The following is a 21,353-nucleotide window of genomic DNA, read 5'->3' on the forward strand; positions in this document are numbered from 1 at the left end:
ACTACCCGCTGATATTTCACCGCGTGCCCCCGGGCAGTGCGGTACTGATGATGATCTTCGCGTCGATCGAACCATCCGCGGCCTTATCGCCCTGCACCAGGACCATGTCACCCACCCGAAGATCGGATGGCTTGGACCCGGTCAACGAGATCACCTGGGTCTTATCGGTGGTGCGCACCGTCACGGCGGATCCACCCATGGTGTCGAGGGTCAACTGGCCACCGGTATTGGCGGTGATGGTACCCATGGTCGAGCCGAGGCTATCGATGCCGCCGAGTCCCGGAATGCTCGGGAGGACCTGGGGGGACGACGGACCGGCCGGGGGCCTGGTGTGCGAGGGTCGGCCCGCCGTCGGGAAGGCCGAGGTGCTCGCGGCGCTGCTGGACGAGCCGCCCCTACCACCGAGCACCGCACCTGCGAAGACGCTGACCGCGCCGATCAACAGAACCACCATCAGTCCCAAGGCGATCCACAAGCCGGTATTGCGCTTCCGTGGTGGTTGCTGCTCAGGAGGTAGCGGTGCACCCGGCGGTCCGGGCGGATAACTGGCGCCGGGCTGGCCATATGCACCGACCTGGGTCGGCTCCTGCCACGCGCCACCGTCCGGCCCGCCCCACTGGACCTGACTGTCGTACGGCGGAAATTCCTTGGTGGCATTTACCGGCGGCGGCGCCCACGGATCGAATTGCTCGGCGGACGGATAGACCGCGGTCGCATCGCCGTGGCCATACGCCTCGGTGTATTGCACCGAATGCGAGGGCTGCTGAAATCCCGACTTACCCGGCGGACCGATATGCTCCGTCGGCGCATCCTCTGGTCGCTGTGCCCAAGGATCGTTGGGATTACTCATGACCTCCAGGGTAGGCTCTGTTAGTTTTGCTGTATCTTCGGCCGCGCGGGCGCGGCGTGTTCGCTCGTAAGACTCGCTCCGTGGTGGTCGTTGATGGAGGGGCGTTCGGCGCTTGATGGATGCACACCTGGACGGTCGAGTTCCGTGACTGCGGCGTGCACTTCGACAACTCAGGTGCGAGACTGCGGCCCGCGAACTCCTCGCTGGTAAGACTCACTCCGTTGTGACCGCTGAGGGCGGCCCGGCTGCGGGTTGATCGCGGGCCGGGCCGCCTATGTCAGCCGCGGCCGACGATCAGGCCCTCGCCGTTCGGGGTCACATTGACTGCAACGGTGTCGCCGTCGGTGACCTCGCCCGCGAGCAGTTCCTTGGCGAGGGTGTCGCCGATGGACTGTTGGATCAGCCTGCGCAGCGGGCGGGCGCCGTAGACCGGGTCGTAACCGCGCACGGCGAGCCAGAACCGCGCCGAATCGCTGACGTCCAGCTTCAGCCTGCGCTGCGACAACCGCTTCTGCAGCTGGTCCAGCTGGATATCGACGATGGATTCCAGCTGCTCCTCATCGAGGGCATGGAACATGACCACATCGTCGAGGCGGTTCAGGAACTCCGGTTTGAAGGCCGAGCGGACCGCGTTCATGACGAACTCCCGGTCGCCACCCGCACCCAGGTTCGAGGTCAGGATGAGGATGGTGTTGCGGAAGTCGACGGTGCGGCCCTGGCCGTCGGTCAGGCGGCCCTCGTCGAGTACGGCCAGCAGAATGTCGAAGACATCCGGATGCGCCTTCTCGATCTCGTCGAACAGCACGACGGTGTACGGCCGACGCCGCACCGCCTCGGTCAGCTGACCGCCCTGGTCGTAGCCGATGTAGCCGGGCGGAGCGCCGACGAGCCGAGCGACGGCGTGCTTCTCGCTGTACTCGCTCATATCGATGCGAACCATGGCGCGTTCGTCGTCGAACAGGAAGTCCGCCAACGCCTTTGCCAGCTCCGTCTTACCGACACCGGTCGGGCCGACGAACATGAACGAACCCGTCGGCCGGTTCGGATCGGCGACACCGGCGCGTGCCCGGCGCACCGCATCGGAAACCGCCTGCACCGCCTCGGGCTGACCGACCACGCGCTTGCCCAGCTCCTGTTCCATCCGCAGCAGCTTCTGGGTTTCGCCCTCCATCATCCGGCCGACCGGAATACCGGTCCAGGACGAGACCACCTCGGCGATATCGTCGGGGCCGACCTCCTCCTTGAGCATGACTTCGCCGTCACCGGCTGTCGCGGAGGCCTTTTCGGCCTCGGCGAGCTGCTTCTCCAGCGCCGGGATACGCCCGTAGCGCAGTTCGGCGGCCTTGCCCAGATCGCCGTCGCGCTCGGCACGTTCGGATGCACCGCGCAGGGATTCCAACTCCTCCTTGAGGACTCGGACCTGATCGATGGCGCTCTTCTCGTTCTGCCAGCGGGTCATCAGCTGGTTGAGCTTCTCGCGGTCGTCAGCGAGTTCCTGGCGCAATTTGTCCAGGCGCTGCTTGGATGCCGCGTCGGTCTCCTTCTCCAGCGCGACCTCTTCGATCTCGAGCCTGCGCACCGCGCGCTCGACCTCGTCGATTTCCACTGGGCGCGAATCGATTTCCATGCGCAGCCGCGACGCCGACTCGTCGACCAGGTCGATCGCCTTATCCGGCAGGAACCGGGAGGTGATGTAGCGGTCGCTGAGGGTGGCGGCGGCGACCAGCGCGGAGTCGGTGATGCGCACACCGTGGTGCACCTCGTAGCGCTCCTTGATGCCGCGCAGAATGCCGATGGTGTCCTCCACCGACGGCTCGCCGACCAGTACCTGCTGGAAGCGGCGCTCCAGGGCGGCATCCTTCTCGATGAATTTGCGGTATTCCTCCAGCGTGGTGGCGCCGACCAGGCGCAGCTCACCGCGGGCGAGCATCGGCTTGATCATATTGCCCGCGTCCATCGCCGATTCACCGGTCGCACCGGCGCCGACAATGGTGTGCAACTCATCGATGAATGTGATGATCTGTCCCGCACTGCTTTTGATCTCTTCGAGTACGGCCTTGAGCCGCTCCTCGAATTCGCCGCGGTACTTCGCACCGGCCACCATCGCGCCCAGGTCGAGCGAGACAACGGACTTGCCGCGCAACGACTCCGGCACGTCACCGGCCACGATGCGCTGGGCCAAGCCCTCGACGATCGCGGTCTTGCCGACACCGGGTTCACCGATGAGCACCGGATTGTTCTTGGTGCGCCGACTCAAAACCTGTACGACACGGCGGATTTCGGTATCGCGCCCAATGACCGGGTCGAGTTTGCCGGAGCGGGCCGCCGCGGTGAGATCGGTCGAATACTTCTCCAGTGCCTGGTAGCTGCCCTCCGGATCCGGGCTGGTCACGCGCGCGCTGCCGCGCACGGCAGTGAATGCCTCGCGCAGCGCCTCGGGGGTCGCGCCGTACTTCTGCAGCAGCATAGTTACATCCGAATCGCCCTCGGCCAGGCCGACCATGACATGTTCGGTCGAGACGTATTCGTCGCCGAGTTCGGTGGCCAGGCGCTGGGCCGCGGTGATCGCGGCCAGGGCCTCGCGGCCGAGTTGGGGTGTGGTGGTCGCCCCGGTCGCTCGTGGCAGCTTGTCCACGATGTCCTGCGCCTCGCCACGAATCGTCGCCGGGTCTACCGCGACGGCCTTGAGCAAGGGGGCGGCGATGCCATCGGTTTGATCAAGCAACGCCACCAGCAAGTGCGCCGGGCGAATCTCCGGATTGCCCGCGGCCGAGGCGGCCTGCAGGGCTGCGGTCAGGGCCGCCTGGGTCTTGGTGGTGGGATTGAACGAGTCCACAACTCACCTTCCTACTAGTCGATTCGCACTATCCAACGTCCGAAAGGTTGAGTCTGTTCCACTCAACTTTGATTTCTCGGGCACCTGATCAGACTCGACTCGAACGCTACGCCGCGACACTGCCGAATGGCATCAAACACCGGGTCTATGGCACCGCGGTGCCTACGATGGCGTTTGGCCTTTGGTTGATGCAGCACAATCCAGCCCGACTAGAGGAGCGATGGATGCGCGCGATCGTGATACGAAGCTTCGGAGCAACACCCGAACTGGCCGAGATGCCGACGCCCGAGCCCGGCGCGGGGGCGGTCCGGATCCAAATCGAGGCGGCCGGTGTCAACCCCTTCGACCGGAAGATGGTCGACGGCATTCTCGATGGCAAGCTGCCGCACGATTTCCCGATGATCCTCGGTGTCGACGGCGCGGGCACGGTGGTATCGGTCGGCCCCGGCGTCACCAAATTCGGTGTCGGCGACCGCGTTGTCGGCAAGTTTCTGTTCCCACCGGTCGGCCACGGCAGCTTCGCCGAGTACTCGGTACTGCCCGAGGACGCCACCCTGGTCCCGATCCCGGACCGAATGCCCACCGTCACGGCGGCGGCCCTGCCGACCGCGGGTGTCACCGCGCAGGACATCGTGGACGCCACCCAGATCGAGCCGGACCAGAAGGTATTGATCGTCGGCGCCACCGGCGGCGTCGGCTCCTTCCTGGTGCAATTGGCGAATATCGCCGGGGCGCACGTCATCGCGACGGCGCGCGGCGGGGCCGCCGATCAGATGACCAGGCTCGGCGCGGCCGAGACCATCGATTACACCCGGGGACCGGTCGCCGAACAGGTCGCTGCCGCACATCCCGGCGGCGTCGACGCGCTGTTCGATCTGGTGAGTCCACCCGAAGTGCTGGCCGAACTCACCGCGGTGGTCCGCGACGGCGGCACGGTCTACTCCACCATCTGGTCGGCCGATCCGGACGCACTTCGCGATCGCGGCATTCGCGGCGGCAATATCGAATCCTTCGGGCGTGGACCGGAGTTGGCCCGCCTGCTCGATCGGGTCGCCGCCGGTGATGTGGTCGTGCCGATCGACGCGACCGTCCCGCTGGACCACGGCCCTTCGGTCATCGGCGCGACGGGTGCGCGCGGCAAGACCGTGCTGGCCATCTGAGCCGGCACGGATTACGGCTTCCTCGAGGGGCCGCCCGAGCGCTGGGTGGACGACTTGTCCGCGCTGCATCGCGACCAGCGCATCGACGGCCTCATCTCCTGGCCGACCGAGGGCGACCGCGTCGACCAGGTCCATCGCTACGCCGAATCGGTCGCGTCCGCGGTGCGCGCGAATGTGGCGAGTTGACCGGCGGTAACCCGGAGCGACCGAGGTCGCGATACCCTGCATGTCAGGCCCATAGCAGCCCCGATTTGCCCACGGATTACCGTTGGCGCGGGCGTGATCGGCCATACCCACACGACCACGCGATTTCAGGGATACTTGTCGGCGGAGGACCGCCGGTTACCGGCATCTCCCTGGGCAGATTTTGAGGGAAAGGAAGCTCCACGTCGTGGATGCGCGTTCGGCAGCGCTGGTCCGCGCCAACTTCCGATCGGTGATCGAGTCACCGAACGGACCCGAGCGGTTGATTAGTGCGTTTTATAGTTACCTGTTTGCGGAGAAGCCACAGCTGCGGGAATTGTTTCCGCCCGCGATGGAGATGCAGGCGAAGCGGTTGGTGACCGCCATCCATTACGTGCTCGACAATCTCGAGGACTGGAGCCGGGCTCAGAATTTCCTGGAACAGCTCGCGCGCGATCACCGCAAGTACGGGGTGATCGCCGCGCACTACGACATCGCGGGCCCTGCGCTGCTCGCCGCCTTCCGGGCGGTCAATGGTCCGATGTGGAATCGCGCGCTCGAGGAGGGCTGGCGCGATATCACCATCCTCATCTCGGCCTCCATGGCCATCGGCGCCAATTCCGATAAATCGCAGCCCTACTGGGATGCGACCGTGGTCGGCCATCGCCGGGTGCTTGAGGATCTGGCCATTGTGCGGTTGCAGTCCGACAGCCCGATTCCGTATCAGGCCGGACAGTACGTGCCGGTCTCGCTGCCGCAGCGCCCCAAGATGTGGCGCTATCTCTCGCCCGCGATTCCCGCGAATCCCTACGGCGAGATCGAATTCCACGTCCGCAAGATCCGCAACGGTTGGGTGAGCCCGGCTATTGTCAACGAAACCAAGGTCGGCGATCGGTGGATGATCGCGGGCCCGCTCGGTGGTCTGCACATCGATCGCGACAGCGGCCGTGACGTGCTGCTGATCGGCGCCGGAACCGGCATCGCCCCGCTGCGCGCCCAGCTGATCGAGATGGGGCAGCGCGGCATCAATCCGCGGGTGCACTTCTTCATCGGCGGCCGCTACCCCTGCGATCTGTACGACGTGGAGAACATGTGGCAGCTCTCGCAGAGCAATCCGTGGCTTACCGTGGTCCCGGTCTGCGAACAGAAGACCAACCCGTGGTGGTATCCGCATCCAGCGCAGGACGAGCCGTACGGCATGCACCGCCGCCTGATCGGAAATCTAGGCGCGGTCGTCGCCAGCTTCGGCTCATGGGCCGACCGGCAGATCCAGATCGCCGGTTCGGCCCGCATGATCGCCGACACCCGCCGCGCCCTCATGGCGGTGGGTACCCCCGAGTCGGTAATCAGCTCAGATCCCGTTTGAGAGAAGCAATGACATTTGATCCGAGCCCGCACGGCAATGGTGCGGCACCCGTTTGGAAGTCGACCGTTGTCGGTCACCACCGGCTGCGCCACGACATCGCGGTGATCCGCCTGATCGGCGAGTATGTTCCGTTTCTCGCGGGTCAATCGGTCGAAGTCCGGGTGCCGCAGCATCCGGGTATGCGCCGGCGGCTCTCCCCCGCGCTGCCGCCGTCGCTGGACGGCAAGCTGGAATTCCATGTGCGCACCGTGCCGGGCGGCTGGTGCAGCGGCAGTATCGTGGCCGACACCCGGCCCGGCGACGAATGGCAGATCGGCACTCCCCTGGGCACTTTCGCCGTCGACCCGTACGGCGACGAGGTGGTGATGATCGCGGGCGGCACCGGGCTGGCCCCGATGCGCTCCCAGATTCTCGACCTCGCCCGCCACGAGGATCCGCCGCCCACCTACCTGTTCATCGGCGGCCGCTCCCCACGCGATCTGTACGCCGATGACATGCTGTTCCTCTTGGCGAACGAATTGCCTTGGCTCACGGTGATTCCCGTGGTCGAGAGCCCGGAGGATCCTGGGTGGGTCGACGAATGGTACGAGCAATCGCGCGTGGATATCGGATTCCCGCTCGACGATATGCTCTTCGGCACGCTCGCCGAAGTTGTCGGTTCACACGGTGCGTTCGACCACCAGCAGGTGCTGGTCTGCGGTTCACCCAATATGGTCCGCGTGACAGTGGACCGGCTCGTCAAAACCGGAACCCCCCCTGCGCGAATCCAATTCGAAGGCTTGTAGCCAACGCCGCGAACACGCCGCGACCGTGCGGCCAAAAATTCAGAAGAGCGGGTCGTGCCGGATGTTCTTGGCTTCCGTTCCGGCGGCCATGAGACGGAACTTCGTGGTCTGCACCATCGAGGGTGCTCCGACGATTTGCACATCCCGGCCGGCCCAGGAGCCGTAGCTCGCGACGACCTTGCCGATCTGGCCGGTTACCCGGGCTTCCAGGCCCGGCCAGATGCGCTCCGGTGCGCCGGAATCCAGGTACCACCACGGGTTTTCATCGCTCTCGGTGACCGGTGTGACGGTGAGCCACGTATTCGCGGTGGCCAGTCGGCTCAGGATCTCCAGATCGTAGAGGTCGCAGGGATGGTGGCCGCCGACGAACAGGTGCACCCGCGGATTGATGAGACGCTGCGCCATCGCGATGAGCTGGGCGCGCAGCGGTGCGATGCCGGTACCGCAGCCGATCATCAGCATGTTGTGTTCCGCATTACGCGGCACACCGAGTCCGCCGAGCGGTGAGCCGAGCAGCCACTGGTCGCCGATATCGGTGTGGCCGACGATGGCCGGGCTGACCCAGCCGCCGAGCACCCCGCGGATGTGGAATTCGATCTCCCCGTTCGCATTCGCGGGCACCGCCGGCGACAGATAGCGCCACATGCGCGGCCGGGCCGGGATCTGCACGCTGATGTACTGGCCCGCGGCGTACTGCATCGGCTGATTCAATTGCAGCCGCACCACGGCGAGATTGCGCAGCACATCGCGGCGCTCGACGACGGTCCCGGACCAGACCGGCGGCGTCGATTCCTGTTCGGCCGCGCCGATCATGGTGTCGCCGATGATCTTCAGGCCCTCATCCCAGGCCCGGTCGACCTCGTCGGTCCATATCTCGGTGCCCGCGAAGATCCGCATCGCGGCCTTCAAGGAGGTGGCCACGGCGGTGTAATGCGCGGCCTGCACCCCGTACTTGCGGTGATCGCGCCCGAGTTGAGCGAGGAACGGCAATAACTTATCCGGCTCCTCGAGCCGATCCAGCGCGTAGGAGATGGCCTTGACCAACCGGTCACGCTGGGAATCCATCGCTGCGGGGAAGAAATCCCGAACGGCGGGATAGTTCGTGAACAAGATTGTATAGAACGAACTGGCTAGCCTGGCCGGACCATCCTCCTCGGCAGCAACCGCCTTGAACGTTGTTCTTATCGAAGCGACGGTCCGCGAATCCATTTGTGTCACAACCCCTTTTGCAATCGAACACAAACCTGTGCCGACGAGTGAAGTGCTGCGGGACACTCGGCAGCAGCCGATGCGAACGAGTGTAGGCGAGGTCTGCCAGCTACGGGATCACTCGCAATAAACATCACCCATGTAATTTCCCGAAACGAGGACCTGCACCACGAAAGCCCTTGGAAACAAACCGAAAGAACGAATACGACGGTGAAATCGGCCATATATTCAACGAATTCGCAAGGACCGATTTGCAAGATTCATCCTGCTCGGGTTCTCGGAGCGACCTTGCGGCAACCCACAATCCGGGACCGCGCATCCGGCCTCGAGCAAACCACAGGCACCGGGCGGCCCGGCGACCGACGGAACCGACAGCCCGATCCGGCTCATTATTTGCCAGCCCAAGGGTCCCAGCAAACTTCGCGGCTGGGCACATCACTGGCAACCCTGTCGAATCGTATGCCGACACTCACGGGCGACTGAACCGATTGCCGGGTAACGAAACCCGGATCAGGAGTTTGCACGAACACCGCCAGCAGTTATTCGAGACAACGACCCGATACGGCGTCGCGCCCTGACGCATCCGCTAATCGGCGTGAAATGACAAAAGCTCCAGGTTCGGCCGAAAACCGATTCCCGGAGCCTTCGCGTTGCCGTCGCGCTTATCGGCGCCTATTGCGCGGCTGCCACACCACCAGTGCGGTACTGCGTTGCTGCGGTGCGAGATCGGGGCGATACCCCGCGCGCAGCTGGTCCAGCTCGGCCGATATCTCGGCGACGCGCTGTTGCAGTTCCTCGACCTGATTGGTGAGTTCGATGATGCGCTTGATGCCCGCCAGGTTGACGCCCTCGTCCTGAGACAGCCGCTGCACCTCGCGGAGCAATTCGACGTCCCGTTCCGAATAACGTCGACCGCCACCCGAAGTCCGCTGCGGCGTAACCAGTCCCAGGCGGTCATACGTGCGCAGTGTCTGCGCGTGCATACCCGCCAGCTGGGCCGCCACGGAGATCATGAAGAACTCCGCACGCAACGGCCCGCCTGCTGCCCGCTTCGGATTATCGGACATCACGCACCTGCCCATCCCGCACGTGGATCGAACCCGCTGGTCTTCTCCGCCTCCGCGTAGTGCCTGAGCGCCTCGGCGGCATTGTCGTCCAGCTTCTGCGGCACGGCCACCTTAACGGTGACGAGCAGATCGCCCGCCCCGCCGCCGGGACCGCGCTTGGGCACACCACGGCCACGCACCCGCAGGATGCGACCGTCCGCAGTACCCGGCGGCACCTTGACGCCGACGCGCCCTTCCAGCGTGGGCACGGAAACCGTTGTGCCCAGCACCAATTCACTGTAACTGACCGGCAGCACCAGGGTCAGGTCGTCGCCATTGCGGCCGAAGACCTTGTCCTGGCTGACGTGCACGGTCACATAGAGGTCACCCGAGGGCGCACCACGCAGTCCGGCCTCGCCCTGTCCGGCCAGCCGGATCTTCTGCCCATCGCTGACACCAGGCGGAATTCGCACCGTGATGGTGCGGGTCCGATTCTGGATGCCGTTGCCGTGGCAGTCGACACACGGATTGTCGATGATCGAACCGGTACCACGGCATTCGTCGCACGGCTCGCTGAAGCCGAACGCGCCCTGGTTGCGGCTGATCACGCCGTTTCCATTACAGACCGGGCAGACTCGCGGACTGGTTCCCGGCTTGGCACCGCTGCCGTGACAGGTTGTACACGGCGACGGACTCGTCATCCGCAGCGGAACCGTGACACCCTGTGCGGCCTCGCGGAAGCCGAGGGTCGTCTCGGTCTCCACATCAGCGCCGCGGCGTGGACGGCTCGCGGTGCGCGTGCCGCCCCGGTTGAACAGGCCGCCGAGCAGGTCACCGAGGCCACCGTCGCCGGCATTCGGCTGGCCGAAGATGTCCCCGATATTGAAGTCCTGCGAGAAGCCGCCCCCCGCACCGGGAGTGAAACCACCGCGCCCGTATCCACCACCGGCGAACAGCTTTCGGGTCTCGTCGTATTCCTTGCGCTTGGCCGAATCCGACAGCACGGCATGGGCCTCACTGACGGATTTGAACCGCTCCTCGGCCTTGGTATCGCCAGGATTGGCATCCGGATGCAAGTCACGGGCGAGCTTGCGGTACGCCTTCTTGATCTCGTCCTGCGAGGCGCTGGAGGAGACACCCAGCTCCTTGTAGAAGTCCTTTTCGATCCACTCCCGTTGGCTCACCGGGTATCTCCTCCTCTCGGGTTGCTATTGGTTGTTCGTATTGGCATCAGCATCCGATGCCTCTTCTTCGACCAGATCGGCCACGCCATCGGTAACCCCGACGAGCGCGTGCCGAAGCACTCGATCGCCGAACCGATAGCCCTTGCGCATGACGAGGCCGATCACCGGATCGTGGCCGGAGCCCTCGTGCTGCACGGCCTCGTGCAGGGTCGGATCGAAAGGCTCACCCTCCGCACCGAATTCCTGCAGACCCTGCTTGACCAGCGCGTCGGCGAGCTTATCCGCGACCGACTTGAGCGGTCCGGATTCGAGATCGCCGTGCGCCCGCGCACGATCGAGATCGTCTAGGACACCGAGCAATTCGGAGACCACGGCGGCCTTGGCCGCGTCGATGGTGGCCTGCCGGTCCCGCTCGACCCGCCGCCGGTAGTTGGCGTATTCGGCGGTCAGCCGCTGCAAGTCGGCGGTGCGCTCGGCCAGTTCCTTGGTGATGGTCTCGGCCAGGATCTCGGCGCCGTCATCGATCCCGATGCCGGGTTCGCTGCCGTTCCCGGCTTCCGGGCCGGGCCCGGCGGCGGGTTGTGCCGCCGGTTCCCGGATTTCACCGGCCTGAACCGTCTCGTCGCCGCGCAGGCTCCGCTCCTGCGGATCGATCTTGCGGTTGTCGACGATGGTGATCGGCTCCTGTTCGGAGTTTCCCTCGCTCACTTCTTCTCCGTGTCGACCGGCTCGTCCACAACCTCGGCATCCACGACCTGGTCATCGCTCGCGGAACTCCGCGCGCCGTTGCCTGACGCGGCCTGCTCGGCAGCCGACGCCTCGTAGATCGCCTGACCCAGTGCCTGCGATTCGGTCGCGAGCTTCTCCACCGCGGACTTCACGGCCGCGATATCGGTGCCCTTGAGCGCCTCGCTGGCCTCGGCGATGGCCGCCTCGACCTTGGTCTTGACGTCGGCAGGGACCTTGTCCTCGTTCTCCTTGATGAACTTCTCGGTCTGGTGCACCAGCGACTCGGCCTGGTTGCGGGTCTCGGCCTCCTCGCGGCGGGCCTTGTCCTCGGCGGCGTGCGCCTCGGCGTCCTTCACCATCCGGTCGATCTCCTCCTTGGACAGGCCGGAGCCGTCCTGGATCTTGATCGTGTTCTCCTTGCCGGTGCCCTTGTCCTTCGCGGTCACGTGCACGATGCCGTTGGCATCGATATCGAAGGTGACCTCGATCTGCGGCACACCACGCGGGGCCGGCGGGATGCCGGTCAGCTCGAAGGAGCCGAGCAGCTTGTTGTGCGAGGCGATCTCGCGCTCACCCTGGAACACCTGGATCTGCACCGACGGCTGGTTGTCATCGGCCGTGGTGAAGGTCTCCGAACGCTTGGTCGGGATGGTGGTGTTGCGCTCGATGAGCTTGGTCATCACGCCGCCCTTGGTCTCGATACCCAGCGACAGCGGGGTGACGTCGAGCAGCAGGACGTCCTTGACCTCACCCTTGAGCACACCGGCCTGCAGGGCGGCGCCGACGGCGACGACCTCGTCCGGGTTCACGCCCTTGTTGGGCTCCTTGCCGCCGGTCAGCTCGCGGACCAGGTCCGAGACGGCGGGCATACGGGTCGAGCCACCGACGAGCACGACGTGATCGATATCGGCCACGTTGATGCCCGCGTCCTTGATCACGGACTGGAACGGCGCGCGGGTGCGGTCGAGCAGATCCGAGGTGATCTTCTGGAATTCGGCGCGGGTCAGCTGCTCGTCGAGGAACAGCGGATTCTTGTCGGCGTCGACGGTGATGTAGGGCAGGTTGATCGAGGTGCTCTGCGAGGAGCTCAGCTCGATCTTGGCCTTCTCCGCCGCCTCACGCAGGCGCTGCATGGCCATCTTGTCCTTGGTCAGGTCGATGCCCGCGCTGGCCTTGAACTTGTCGACCAGCCAGGTCACGACGCGCTCGTCCCAGTCGTCACCGCCGAGGTGGTTGTCACCGGAGGTGGCACGGACCTCGACGACGCCCTCGCCGATTTCCAGCAGCGAGACGTCGAAGGTGCCGCCACCGAGGTCGAAGACCAGGATGGTCTGTTCCTTATCGCCCTTGTCCAAGCCGTACGCGAGTGCGGCCGCAGTGGGCTCGTTGACGATGCGCAGCACGTTCAGACCGGCGATCTGACCGGCTTCCTTGGTGGCCTGACGCTGCGAGTCCTCGAAGTACGCCGGCACGGTGATCACCGCGTCGGTGATCTCCTCGCCCAGGTAGGCCTCGGCGTCGCGCTTGAGCTTCATCAGCACGCGCGCGCTGATCTCCTGCGCGGTGTACTTCTTGTCGTCGATGGCCACCGACCAATCGGTGCCGATGTGGCGCTTGACCGAGCGGATGGTGCGGTCGACGTTGGTGACCGCCTGGTTCTTCGCGGGCTGGCCGACCAGAACCTCGCCGTTCTTGGCGAACGCGACGACCGAGGGGGTAGTGCGCGATCCTTCAGAGTTCGCGACAACGACCGGCTCGCCGCCTTCGAGAACGGCGACGACCGAGTTCGTGGTCCCGAGGTCGATTCCGACCGCACGAGCCATAGTGGTTCCTCCTGTGTCCAATTCGGGATGAGCGGGGCACTGCGTGGTTACGCAAGCTGCCGCCTCCGTGCCTGACCTCTCATACCGGGGTTGACGTAACTACTTGTGTCGGTGCTGGGGTTTCAGGCGATCTACTCGCCCTGCGACATCCGCCCCGGCGACTGCCGAGTCGGGTGCCGCGAGACCTCGCCCCAAGCACCTTACGGAGCACGGTCCCAGCAACGCTGAGCGTGGTCGGCTCAATCCTGCACCCATTCGACACCGGGCGTCAACTGAAACTTGAGCCGAACACACTCAACATTGTCGAACAGCTCAACCGACGGCCCTCGCGGTCTATTCCCGCGGCAGTAGGGTGACCTAGGGCGGTTCACCCCGCCCACCGTGCGCCGCCGATCCGAGGAGTTCGACTATGAGGGCCGCCGTCGTCACCAATACCAAGTTCTCGGTCGAGGAATTGCCGACACCGACACCCGGTCGCGGGCAGGTGCTGATCAATGTCTCGCGATGCGGCATCTGTGGGTCCGATCTGCACGTCCGCACGCACGCCGACGAGATGGCCGAGCTGGCCGCCCGCACCGGATACGACCAATTCATGCGCTCGGATCAGAGTGTGGTGCTCGGACACGAATTCAGTGGCGAGATAGTCGATTACGGGCCGGGCTGCCACAAACGCTGGCGGACAGGTACGCCTGTGGTCGCACTGCCGATCGTGCGGCACAATGGCGCACCGCAGCTGACCGGGCTCTCGACGGCCGCACCGGGCGCGTATGCCGAGCAGGTGGTGGTGCAGGAATCCATGACAATGCCGATCCCGAACGGACTTTCGGCCGAACATGCCGCACTCACCGAACCGATGGCCGTCGCCTGGCACGCGGTGCGCAAGGGGCGGGTCGGCAAGAGCCAGACGGCATTCGTAATCGGCTGCGGCCCTATTGGTTTGGCAGTCATCAGCATGCTGAAGGCGGCGGGTGTGCGCACCGTCGTCGCCAGTGATTTCGCACCGCGCCGCCGCGAACTCGCCGTCGGCTGCGGTGCCGATATCGTGGTCGACCCCGCGACCGAATCACCGTGGGAGGCAGCGCCCGAGCGCGGGCGGATCAATGGTGTCACCGATATTCTCCGCCTCGGTTTCGACACCATGGAACGGCTGCGCCGCGTCCCGAATCTGCCCTGGTGGTATATCTTCCGGCTGGTGCATTCGCTCAATGCCGGTCCGGCGGGTCCGGTCATCTTCGAATGTGTTGGCGTGCCGGGCATTATCGATCAGATCCTCGCGGCCGCGCCGCCACTTTCGCGCGTTGTCGTGGTCGGCGTCTGCATGCAGATCGATCACTTCCAACCGGCGATGGCCATCAATAAGGAAATCGAACTTCGCTTCGCCCTCGGCTACGACCCAGGTGAATTCCGCGACACGCTGCATATGATCGCCGACGGGAAGGTCGATCCGGCTCGATTGATCACCGGCACCGTCGGGCTGGACGGTATCGATAATGCGTTCACCGCGCTGGCCGATCCGGAACAGCACGCGAAGATCTTGATCGACCCGACCGCTACGGTGACGCCCCCCTGACGCTCAGCCGAGGTGCCGGTCCCGGTCGGGCTGCCGATCGAGCCACGAGGGTGCGGCTACTGCGGTGTCCGGGTAGCCGAGCGCCGGTTGGCCGTGTTCGAGGTAGACGGCGTGGCCCTCCATGCGGGCACGGAAGGCCTGCCAGATACGGCGGGCCGGCTCGCGGCCGGCGAAGCTGTCCGCGGTGTCGACCCGGACCCACTGCCAGCGGTCCAGGTCGCTCTCCCGCAGTCGAACGGCCGATTCGTTGCCGAGTTCGCCGCAGTCGAAGATGTAAACGATCTTGTCGCCCGCTGGTTTCTGCACCCAGTCGTGCACCAGCAGTCGCTGCGGCGGGCGGTCCAGGCCGAGTTCTTCGCGGATCGCGCGGCGACAGGCCGCGGCCGGCGATTCGCCGAGCCCGACGATGCCGCCCGGAACGTACCAATCACACCGATCGACCGAATGGACAAGCAGCACCTGCTCATCGCGGACGAATAACGCTCCCGCGGCCAGGCTCACCTGGGCGAACGGTTGCGCGTCACGGTCCGGCATCACCTCACGACCTTCCTACGCCCGGTCCGGAAATACGCGGGTTCGGCGGAGTTGCCGCCATCTGGCCATACCTGCTGCGACGATGGGCACGGTCTCTCCACTTCTACACCAACAGCGCACATACGTCCTCGAACGGCTCGAGAAGGTGGGCTAAGCATGGCCGAGAAGATCTTCGACATCGTGTGGGATGCGATCGATGACATCCGAGGCGACGTCGAGAATATGCGGCTGCGGTCGCAGCTGATATTCGAACTGACCGACCGGATCGCGACCAACGGCTGGAGTCCGGAGGTCGCCGCCGAGCACCTAGGCGTGACCGCCGCGCGGATCTCCGATCTGCTCAGCGGCCGAACGCAGCTGTTCAGCCTGGACGCGCTGGTCAATATGATCGCCGCGGCCGGTCTGCGGGTGCAGGTGCAGATCACCTGATCCTCAGGTGGCGGCGAGCACCTGATCGGCGATCTCGCGGTTCAGTCCGACCCGGACCAGTGCGGCGGCCAGGTCGGCGGTGTGGTTTTCCGGGGCCAGTTCGGCCAAGCGGTCCGGGTCGGCCGGAAGTCGGACGCGTTCCGCGCCGCGCAGCGCGCGTTCGTCGAAATGCGGTCGGACCCACGTCCATACATCCTGGACTTCGCGCAGGAAGATATCGCTGCCGGTCGGGCCGATGCCCTGGAACTGTTGCAGCAGTTCGGCGGCGCGGGTCGGATCGTGCTCGGCTTCGTCGGCGAGTTTGCGCAGGTCGCCGCCGTAGCGGTCCAGCACGCGAGACGCGTTGGCACCCAAGCGCGACGCCGTACTCTCGTCATAGCGCCGGTAGTGGGCGCGGCCGAGTGCGTCGATGAGCTCTTGCCAACCGGCATCCGCGACCCGGTTCGGGGTGCGGTACCCGGTACTCACCAACTCCTTGGCCGCAGCGACGGCGATATCGGCGGAAATCCGGGTGCTGAGCAATTCGGCGAGCATGAGTAGTTGGAACAGCGGAGCGGGTTCATCGGCCAGGGTGATACCGGCCTCGGCCGCGTAGCCGCTGCCGGCCCGGTCCAGCAACGCATTCACCACATCTTTTTGAGTCATCGCATGCTCCTGGGTTCGATATCCGGGGCGTACCCAGGGGCCGCGGGTCCACACCTGCGACGGAACCTACGCCGCGCAATCCTTGGCGACGACCGTGCGAGCGACCTGCTGCGGCGTAGACCCGCCACGGCAGGTGAGCGGCCGCACTGCCGGGTGTGCGCATCGAGCTGGCGATCCGGCAATGCGCCGATCGTGGCCCGCAGCATCCGCGCCGAGGATTACTCCAGTAGCAGGCTGAGGGCGCCTTCGGCGCTGCGGGCCGCGGTGAGACAGGCGGTGGTGGTGAACTGGTCGGCCAGGGGTGGCGGGCGCGAGCGCGCGATGTGCGCACCGCGGCAGCGGTACCACGGGCGGCTGAGCATTCAACGCGGGTGTCCCCATCGAACCTCTTCCGTCCAAATAGCCGCCGGCACCGCTCAGTGCAGGAAGGCGCCGCCGTCGAGATCGGCGCCGGCATGTCCGGCCAGATCGGTACCCGCATGAGTATCGGTGCAGAGGTTGGATTCGCTGTGTCCGGTGACCGACGTGTCCGGATGCGAACCGGCCGAACTGTCGAGTCCGGAACCGAAGGCATTCGAAACGTCCAGCGACGACCAGGTATTCGCGGTGTACCCGACGGGCGAGGAGGCAGCACCGGTCAGTGTGGAACCGGAAGCCTCAGCAACACCGCCGGCCGCCACAATCGCCGACAGCTGTGCGCCGCCCGTGATCAGGGCTGATTCGGCGACGATGGGGGCGACGGCGGCGATATCCTCTGGTGTCACGGCGGGCAGACCGGCAGCTGCCAGCGCCTGTCCGGGATTGGCGCAATACCCCACCGCGGCCTCGTGGTCCCTGAGCAGGTCGAGAATGAACTCCAGAATCGCATTGGGTGTCATCGAAATCATCTCCTGGATGAGCGGACCAGCGCGATCCGCAGTCGTTGGAACGCATTTCACGCTAGGAACGCTCGGCGTTACTCCGAAACGGGGCGCACCCCTACTACGCACCGCACGTTCCGATTAGGGGCACCCGAACCATTAGGGGAATTACCCCGCACCTTCCCGAGTAAGTAACGGCTGATGCCCAGCAACCGACAGAAGTGGTGCGGCTGAGAGGTCCTCCACCTTCCCGTCAACACAACAGCGGCTACCGGGCACACAGTTTTCGAACGGGGTTCTCGAATGACAGAGCGTCTGGCGCTCGGCATCACTGTCGGAGCGTCGAATTCGGTCGCCGTTGCGACCCCGGGGGATGGCAGCGACTACGACAGGGGTTGGCCGGCGGCCGCGCACGGCGCGCTCGGCGATGACACGGTTGTCGTTTACGATCTCGGCGCATCGAGCCGCACGGTCTCGGTGGTCCACACCGGCGCGCCGGCGGCCGTGCTCGGCGCCTCATTGCGCACCGCCGATGTCACCGGCGCCGAATTCGATCTGTTGACCATGCGCTACGTCCTGGCTAACGCATTGAATGGAAAAGATTTCGATCCGTTCGATCCGGTGGTCGAACCGGAATTGTCGGCATTGCGTGATCGCTGCCGATATGCGAAAGAAGAGCAATCCACAAATACCGCGACGGTCGTCCTGGTCCGTTTGAACCCGGCCGATCACCACGCCGAAAACGTCCGACTGGTCCGCAGCGAACTCGAGGACCTGCTATGCGGGCCCCTACTGACCTCGCTCGATCTCATCCGCGACGCGGTATATCGCGGCGGAGTCGATATCGGCGATATAGACCGGGTGCTACGCACCGGTGCGATCCCGCTGGTGGCCGAGTTGATCTCCACCGAGTTCGGACTCCCCGTCGTCGCCGCGCCGCAGTCGCGGCTCACCAGCGCGGCTCCGCCGCCGAACTGGCCGCGGACTCGCTGTCCGTCACCGCGGATCGCACACCGACGGCGGCCATGGGCAGCAACACGAAAACCGAGGAACTGCCCACCGTGCCGCGGCCGGTCGAAAAGTCCGCGAACAACGTCCGCCCGATCAGCAGTGCCGTGGCAAACGGCGGCCTCTCCCACGACCGACAGTCAGCCCGCCCAGAGCCAACTGGCTCCCGGCCAACCTGCCACGCAGCCGTCTGCGGACGTTCCGGCAACGCAGAACCAGCCCGCACCGCAGCCCCAGGTCCCGACCGTGCCACCGCTCCCGACCGGCGCCGTGGACACCCTCGGCGACACGGTCGGCAGCGTCATATCCGCACTGCCCAAGATCCCCGGAGGCAGATAAATGGGCGATATCGCCTTCGACACGCTGCCCTGCGCGCGCGAGATCCTCCGCGAACTGGATTCCGCGGATCAGGAACCGGTCGTGTATCTGATTCGGGGCCGCTCCGGCTCCGGCAAATCCACCCTCCTCTCGGTGATCCGAGCCCGTCTGCGCACCAACGGCATCCCGTTCCAAGACGATCCGGTGCTGCCCGAACACCTTGCGCTGCATGCCGATTCGCTCGACGGAGCGCACACACCGGCAGACGGCCAGCATGGTGACGGGCGGCACCTCGGCCACGGCGATCCGTACCTCAATCGAAGGCCGGGCAACGGCGCGCACACCGCCGGCGACGGACACCGAACCCGAACCGCCGAAGAAATCAACACCATCCAACGCACCGGTAACGCAACCACCAATCGGACCCCACCGATCCACCGCACCAACGGCGCGCGCACACCACGCCAGGCCCTGATCATCGACAATGCGCACACCCTGAGCGAATCGGATCTCGAATCCCTCTACGCGACTATCGAATCCGGCCGCTATACGGTCATTGTTGCAACCCAGCCGCGCCCGCACGATCCGCGGCTGCGCACCCTTGCCGACACCGTCGCCCGCCGCGGCCGGGTGGCCGATCTGCGCTCACTCGGTGTCTGCGATATCGCACCGTTCGCCCGCGAGCTGGGCATGGCGGTGCCGCGCCCGGTCGCCCAGCACATCCATCGCCAGACCGCGGGCAGCCGCGGTGGCGTGGTCGCGGCGCTGACCGCCGCTTGCTCGGCCCGCCTCGATGCCGGCATACGCGCCGTCGACGACTCCGTCGCCGCTTGGGCCCGCGCCCTCCTGGACGATCTCGACCCGGATCTGCTGGAGACCCTGGTCGTGGCGACCACCGGCACCGGTCTGGACTCCACCGAACTCACCGAGGTCCTCGGCGTGGACACCGCAGCGGCTCAGAACCTGATCGACCGGGCCAGGGCCAGCGCGCTGGTCACCGATGCCGATCTGCTGCTCGAGCCCGCCATCGCGCCGCTGCGCACCCTGCTCGGCGACCGCCGCTTCGTAGCCGTGCAGCGTCGCTTGCTCAATGCGCGACTGGACGCGGGTCTGCTGCGCGATCACACCGCGCTGCTGCTCGCCGAATCCGGTGTCCGCGACCAGCGCCTCGCCGAATTCCTCTGCGCCGCAGCCGAAAAGGCTGGACGCGAGGCCGTGCGCTACTACGCTGCCGCGGCGGCAGCCGGGGCCGATCCAGACGTCATCGCGCTGCGCTGGGCAGAAGCGGCCGCATGTACCGGCGACGGCGATACGGCCATGCGACTGGCCGAGCCCGTGCTGGCCCGCCCAGGTGTCACCGGCGCGGAACTCGCTGCGGCCGTGCGGATCTGCGCCGCGGTGCTGACCCGCCGCGGTCTGGTCGGGCGCGCCGCGCAGCTGTATTCCTGGCTCGGCGCGCACCGCGTCGGCGCGGATTGGGCGGTCGGCGCGACGGTGCAGTATCTCGCCGGTGATGCGGCGGCCGCCGCCGAGCTGTCCGAATCGGCGACGCAGTGGCCGCCGACCGAGGCCAACGCGCACGCACGCCTGATCGCCACCGCACTCTCGCGTACCATCGTCGAACACGAAACCGGCACTGCCGCAGCCGTATCCGCGCTCATCCAGGCCGCGCAGGCCGATGCGAGCACCGATCGGTTCCTGCCGTGCACCGCGGTCTCCATCGCGACGCTGCTGTGCCTGGGCGCCGGTGAACCGCGCCGCGCCGGTGAGGCACTGCGCCGGGCCACCACCAGCGGCCTGCGCTGCCATCAGTTGCAGGTGCTCACCGCCTGGGCCGCAATGCTCGGCGGCAACGAACAGGCCGCCGCGGCCACCGTCGCCGCACTGCACATGGATTCACTCGATATCCGCGACCGCCTGCTCGCGCACAGTGTCACGGTCGGTCTGGCCCGCCGTGGGGGCGACCATGCCGCACTCACCCGCGCCTGGCGGGCCGCCTATCCACTCTTCGACGATGTGGACGCCGACCTGCTGACCCTGCTGCCGGTCGGTGAACTGTGGCTCGCGGGCATCCGGTTGCGCGACGAGCGCCGGATCGCACCGCTGGTCGATGCCTGCCGCGCGTTGCTGCGGCGGCTCGACCAGCCGCCCGCCTGGGCCAATGCCTTCCATTGGTACGGCGTACAGGCCGCGATCGCGCAGGAGAGCCCGCAGGAACTGCTCCCGCACGCCCGACTGCTGAAGTCCGCGGCCGAGGCCGGTGACCGGCATGCCGCGATCCTCGCCGACGCGGGCCGCACCTGGGTGCTGGTGCTGCGCGGTCAGGTCGACACGGCCCCGGTGCAGTCGGCGGTGGCCGGACTCAGCGAGATCGGCCTGACCTGGGATGCGGCCCGGCTCGCGACCGAGGCCGCACTCGCCGCCGCCGATTCCGCGACCGCGACCGCATTGCTGAAACTCGCCAGAACCGTACGGGCCGATGCCCGTCCGCAGGAGCCCGCGGTCCGACCGACCGCACCCGCCGCGGACGCGGCCGGCGGCCAGGCCGCCGCCCCGGAACCGGTCGCCGGCGCGGCGATGCTCAGCGAACGCGAACGCGAGGTCGCCGAACTCGTCCTACTCGGCTTGACGTACCGGGAAATCGGTGCTCGCCTGTATATTTCCGCCAAGACAGTGGAGCATCATGTCGCGCGTATCCGACGCCGGATCGGTGCCAGATCCCGTTCGGAGTTATTGTCGATGCTCCGCGCCATGGGACACGGCTCGCTGCTGGTGTGATCGGGGCGCGCGCCGATCCGTGACGCCGAAGCGAGGTATT

Annotated in this window: 19 protein-coding genes; 8 read left to right on the forward strand and 11 right to left on the reverse strand. The window is 66.2% G+C overall.

Translation table 11 applies throughout. The annotated features are described in order from the left end of the window. Positions 1-16: 16 nt before the first annotated feature. Together AB0L63_RS08965 and clpB are read right to left on the reverse strand one after the other, a co-directional pair. On the reverse strand, positions 17-850 hold the full coding sequence (locus AB0L63_RS08965) for a DUF5666 domain-containing protein (RefSeq protein ID WP_364496776.1): 834 nt from the start codon (positions 848-850) through the stop codon (positions 17-19). A gap of 277 nt (positions 851-1,127) precedes the next feature. Next, positions 1,128-3,686 carry an ATP-dependent chaperone ClpB gene (gene clpB / locus AB0L63_RS08970; protein WP_364496778.1) on the reverse strand — a complete coding sequence of 853 codons (2,559 nt, stop codon included), beginning with the start codon at positions 3,684-3,686 and terminating at the stop codon, positions 1,128-1,130. A 224-nt stretch (positions 3,687-3,910) separates the two neighbouring features. Between clpB and AB0L63_RS08975 the strand changes: the two genes are divergently transcribed. The 4 genes from AB0L63_RS08975 to AB0L63_RS08990 all read left to right on the forward strand — a co-directional run bounded on the left by AB0L63_RS08975 (position 3,911) and on the right by AB0L63_RS08990 (position 7,180). Beyond that, complete coding sequence (locus tag AB0L63_RS08975; RefSeq protein ID WP_364496781.1) at positions 3,911-4,846, forward strand: NADP-dependent oxidoreductase; 936 nt, start codon at positions 3,911-3,913, stop codon at positions 4,844-4,846. A gap of 45 nt (positions 4,847-4,891) precedes the next feature. After that, positions 4,892-5,032 carry a hypothetical protein gene (locus AB0L63_RS08980; RefSeq protein ID WP_364496784.1) on the forward strand — a complete coding sequence of 47 codons (141 nt, stop codon included), beginning with the start codon at positions 4,892-4,894 and terminating at the stop codon, positions 5,030-5,032. A gap of 205 nt (positions 5,033-5,237) precedes the next feature. Continuing rightward, positions 5,238-6,395 (forward strand): FAD-binding oxidoreductase, encoded by a 1,158-nt coding sequence (locus AB0L63_RS08985; RefSeq protein ID WP_364496786.1) that lies wholly within the window; start codon positions 5,238-5,240, stop codon positions 6,393-6,395. An 8-nt stretch (positions 6,396-6,403) separates the two neighbouring features. Then, on the forward strand, positions 6,404-7,180 hold the full coding sequence (locus tag AB0L63_RS08990) for an FAD-binding oxidoreductase (protein ID WP_364496789.1): 777 nt from the start codon (positions 6,404-6,406) through the stop codon (positions 7,178-7,180). Positions 7,181-7,219: 39 nt separating this feature from the next. On the opposite strand, the gene AB0L63_RS08995 is transcribed toward AB0L63_RS08990, so the two are convergent. The 5 genes from AB0L63_RS08995 to dnaK all read right to left on the reverse strand — a co-directional run bounded on the left by AB0L63_RS08995 (position 7,220) and on the right by dnaK (position 13,171). Then, positions 7,220-8,389 (reverse strand): FAD-binding oxidoreductase, encoded by a 1,170-nt coding sequence (locus tag AB0L63_RS08995; RefSeq protein WP_364496792.1) that lies wholly within the window; start codon positions 8,387-8,389, stop codon positions 7,220-7,222. 662 nt (positions 8,390-9,051) lie between these two features. Further along, on the reverse strand, positions 9,052-9,456 hold the full coding sequence (locus AB0L63_RS09000; RefSeq protein WP_364496794.1) for a helix-turn-helix transcriptional regulator: 405 nt from the start codon (positions 9,454-9,456) through the stop codon (positions 9,052-9,054). Then, entirely contained in the window at positions 9,456-10,619 is a 1,164-nt protein-coding gene (dnaJ, locus tag AB0L63_RS09005) for a molecular chaperone DnaJ (RefSeq protein WP_364496797.1), read from the reverse strand. The genes AB0L63_RS09000 and dnaJ overlap by 1 nt, the downstream gene beginning before the upstream one ends. Before the next feature lie 24 nt (positions 10,620-10,643). After that, positions 10,644-11,327 carry a nucleotide exchange factor GrpE gene (gene grpE / locus AB0L63_RS09010; RefSeq protein ID WP_364496800.1) on the reverse strand — a complete coding sequence of 228 codons (684 nt, stop codon included), beginning with the start codon at positions 11,325-11,327 and terminating at the stop codon, positions 10,644-10,646. Next, positions 11,324-13,171: a molecular chaperone DnaK gene (gene dnaK / locus AB0L63_RS09015; RefSeq protein ID WP_364496803.1), complete on the reverse strand. Its 1,848-nt coding sequence runs from the start codon at positions 13,169-13,171 to the stop codon at positions 11,324-11,326. Before dnaK ends, grpE begins: the two co-directional genes overlap by 4 nt. 409 nt (positions 13,172-13,580) lie before the next feature. On the opposite strand from dnaK, the gene AB0L63_RS09020 reads away from it, so the two are divergent. Then, complete coding sequence (locus AB0L63_RS09020) at positions 13,581-14,741, forward strand: zinc-binding dehydrogenase (protein ID WP_364496806.1); 1,161 nt, start codon at positions 13,581-13,583, stop codon at positions 14,739-14,741. Positions 14,742-14,744: 3 nt separating this feature from the next. On the opposite strand, the gene AB0L63_RS09025 is transcribed toward AB0L63_RS09020, so the two are convergent. Continuing rightward, positions 14,745-15,275 carry an NUDIX hydrolase gene (locus AB0L63_RS09025; RefSeq protein WP_364496919.1) on the reverse strand — a complete coding sequence of 177 codons (531 nt, stop codon included), beginning with the start codon at positions 15,273-15,275 and terminating at the stop codon, positions 14,745-14,747. A gap of 156 nt (positions 15,276-15,431) precedes the next feature. Here AB0L63_RS09025 and AB0L63_RS09030 point away from each other — a divergent pair, with 156 nt between their 5' ends. Continuing rightward, a complete protein-coding gene (locus tag AB0L63_RS09030) occupies positions 15,432-15,704 on the forward strand; it encodes an XRE family transcriptional regulator (RefSeq protein WP_364496809.1) in 273 nt (90 codons plus the stop codon). 3 nt (positions 15,705-15,707) lie between these two features. Here the strand turns inward: AB0L63_RS09030 and AB0L63_RS09035 are convergent, their stop codons facing one another. The 3 genes from AB0L63_RS09035 to AB0L63_RS09045 form a co-directional block, all read right to left on the reverse strand. Beyond that, positions 15,708-16,349: an endonuclease gene (locus AB0L63_RS09035; protein ID WP_364496812.1), complete on the reverse strand. Its 642-nt coding sequence runs from the start codon at positions 16,347-16,349 to the stop codon at positions 15,708-15,710. Between the two features lie 218 nt (positions 16,350-16,567). Then, on the reverse strand, positions 16,568-16,711 hold the full coding sequence (locus tag AB0L63_RS09040; RefSeq protein WP_364496814.1) for a hypothetical protein: 144 nt from the start codon (positions 16,709-16,711) through the stop codon (positions 16,568-16,570). 54 nt (positions 16,712-16,765) lie between these two features. Beyond that, complete coding sequence (locus AB0L63_RS09045) at positions 16,766-17,227, reverse strand: IniB N-terminal domain-containing protein (RefSeq protein ID WP_364496815.1); 462 nt, start codon at positions 17,225-17,227, stop codon at positions 16,766-16,768. 285 nt (positions 17,228-17,512) lie between these two features. Between AB0L63_RS09045 and AB0L63_RS09050 the strand changes: the two genes are divergently transcribed. Together AB0L63_RS09050 and AB0L63_RS09055 are read left to right on the forward strand one after the other, a co-directional pair. Further along, entirely contained in the window at positions 17,513-18,556 is a 1,044-nt protein-coding gene (locus AB0L63_RS09050; protein WP_364496818.1) for an Hsp70 family protein, read from the forward strand. Further along, positions 18,557-21,313: a LuxR C-terminal-related transcriptional regulator gene (locus tag AB0L63_RS09055; RefSeq protein ID WP_364496820.1), complete on the forward strand. Its 2,757-nt coding sequence runs from the start codon at positions 18,557-18,559 to the stop codon at positions 21,311-21,313. Positions 21,314-21,353 lie beyond the last annotated feature (40 nt).

Source organism: Nocardia sp. NPDC051990 (assembly GCF_040680755.1).
Taxonomy (GTDB): Bacteria; Actinomycetota; Actinomycetes; order Mycobacteriales; family Mycobacteriaceae; genus Nocardia.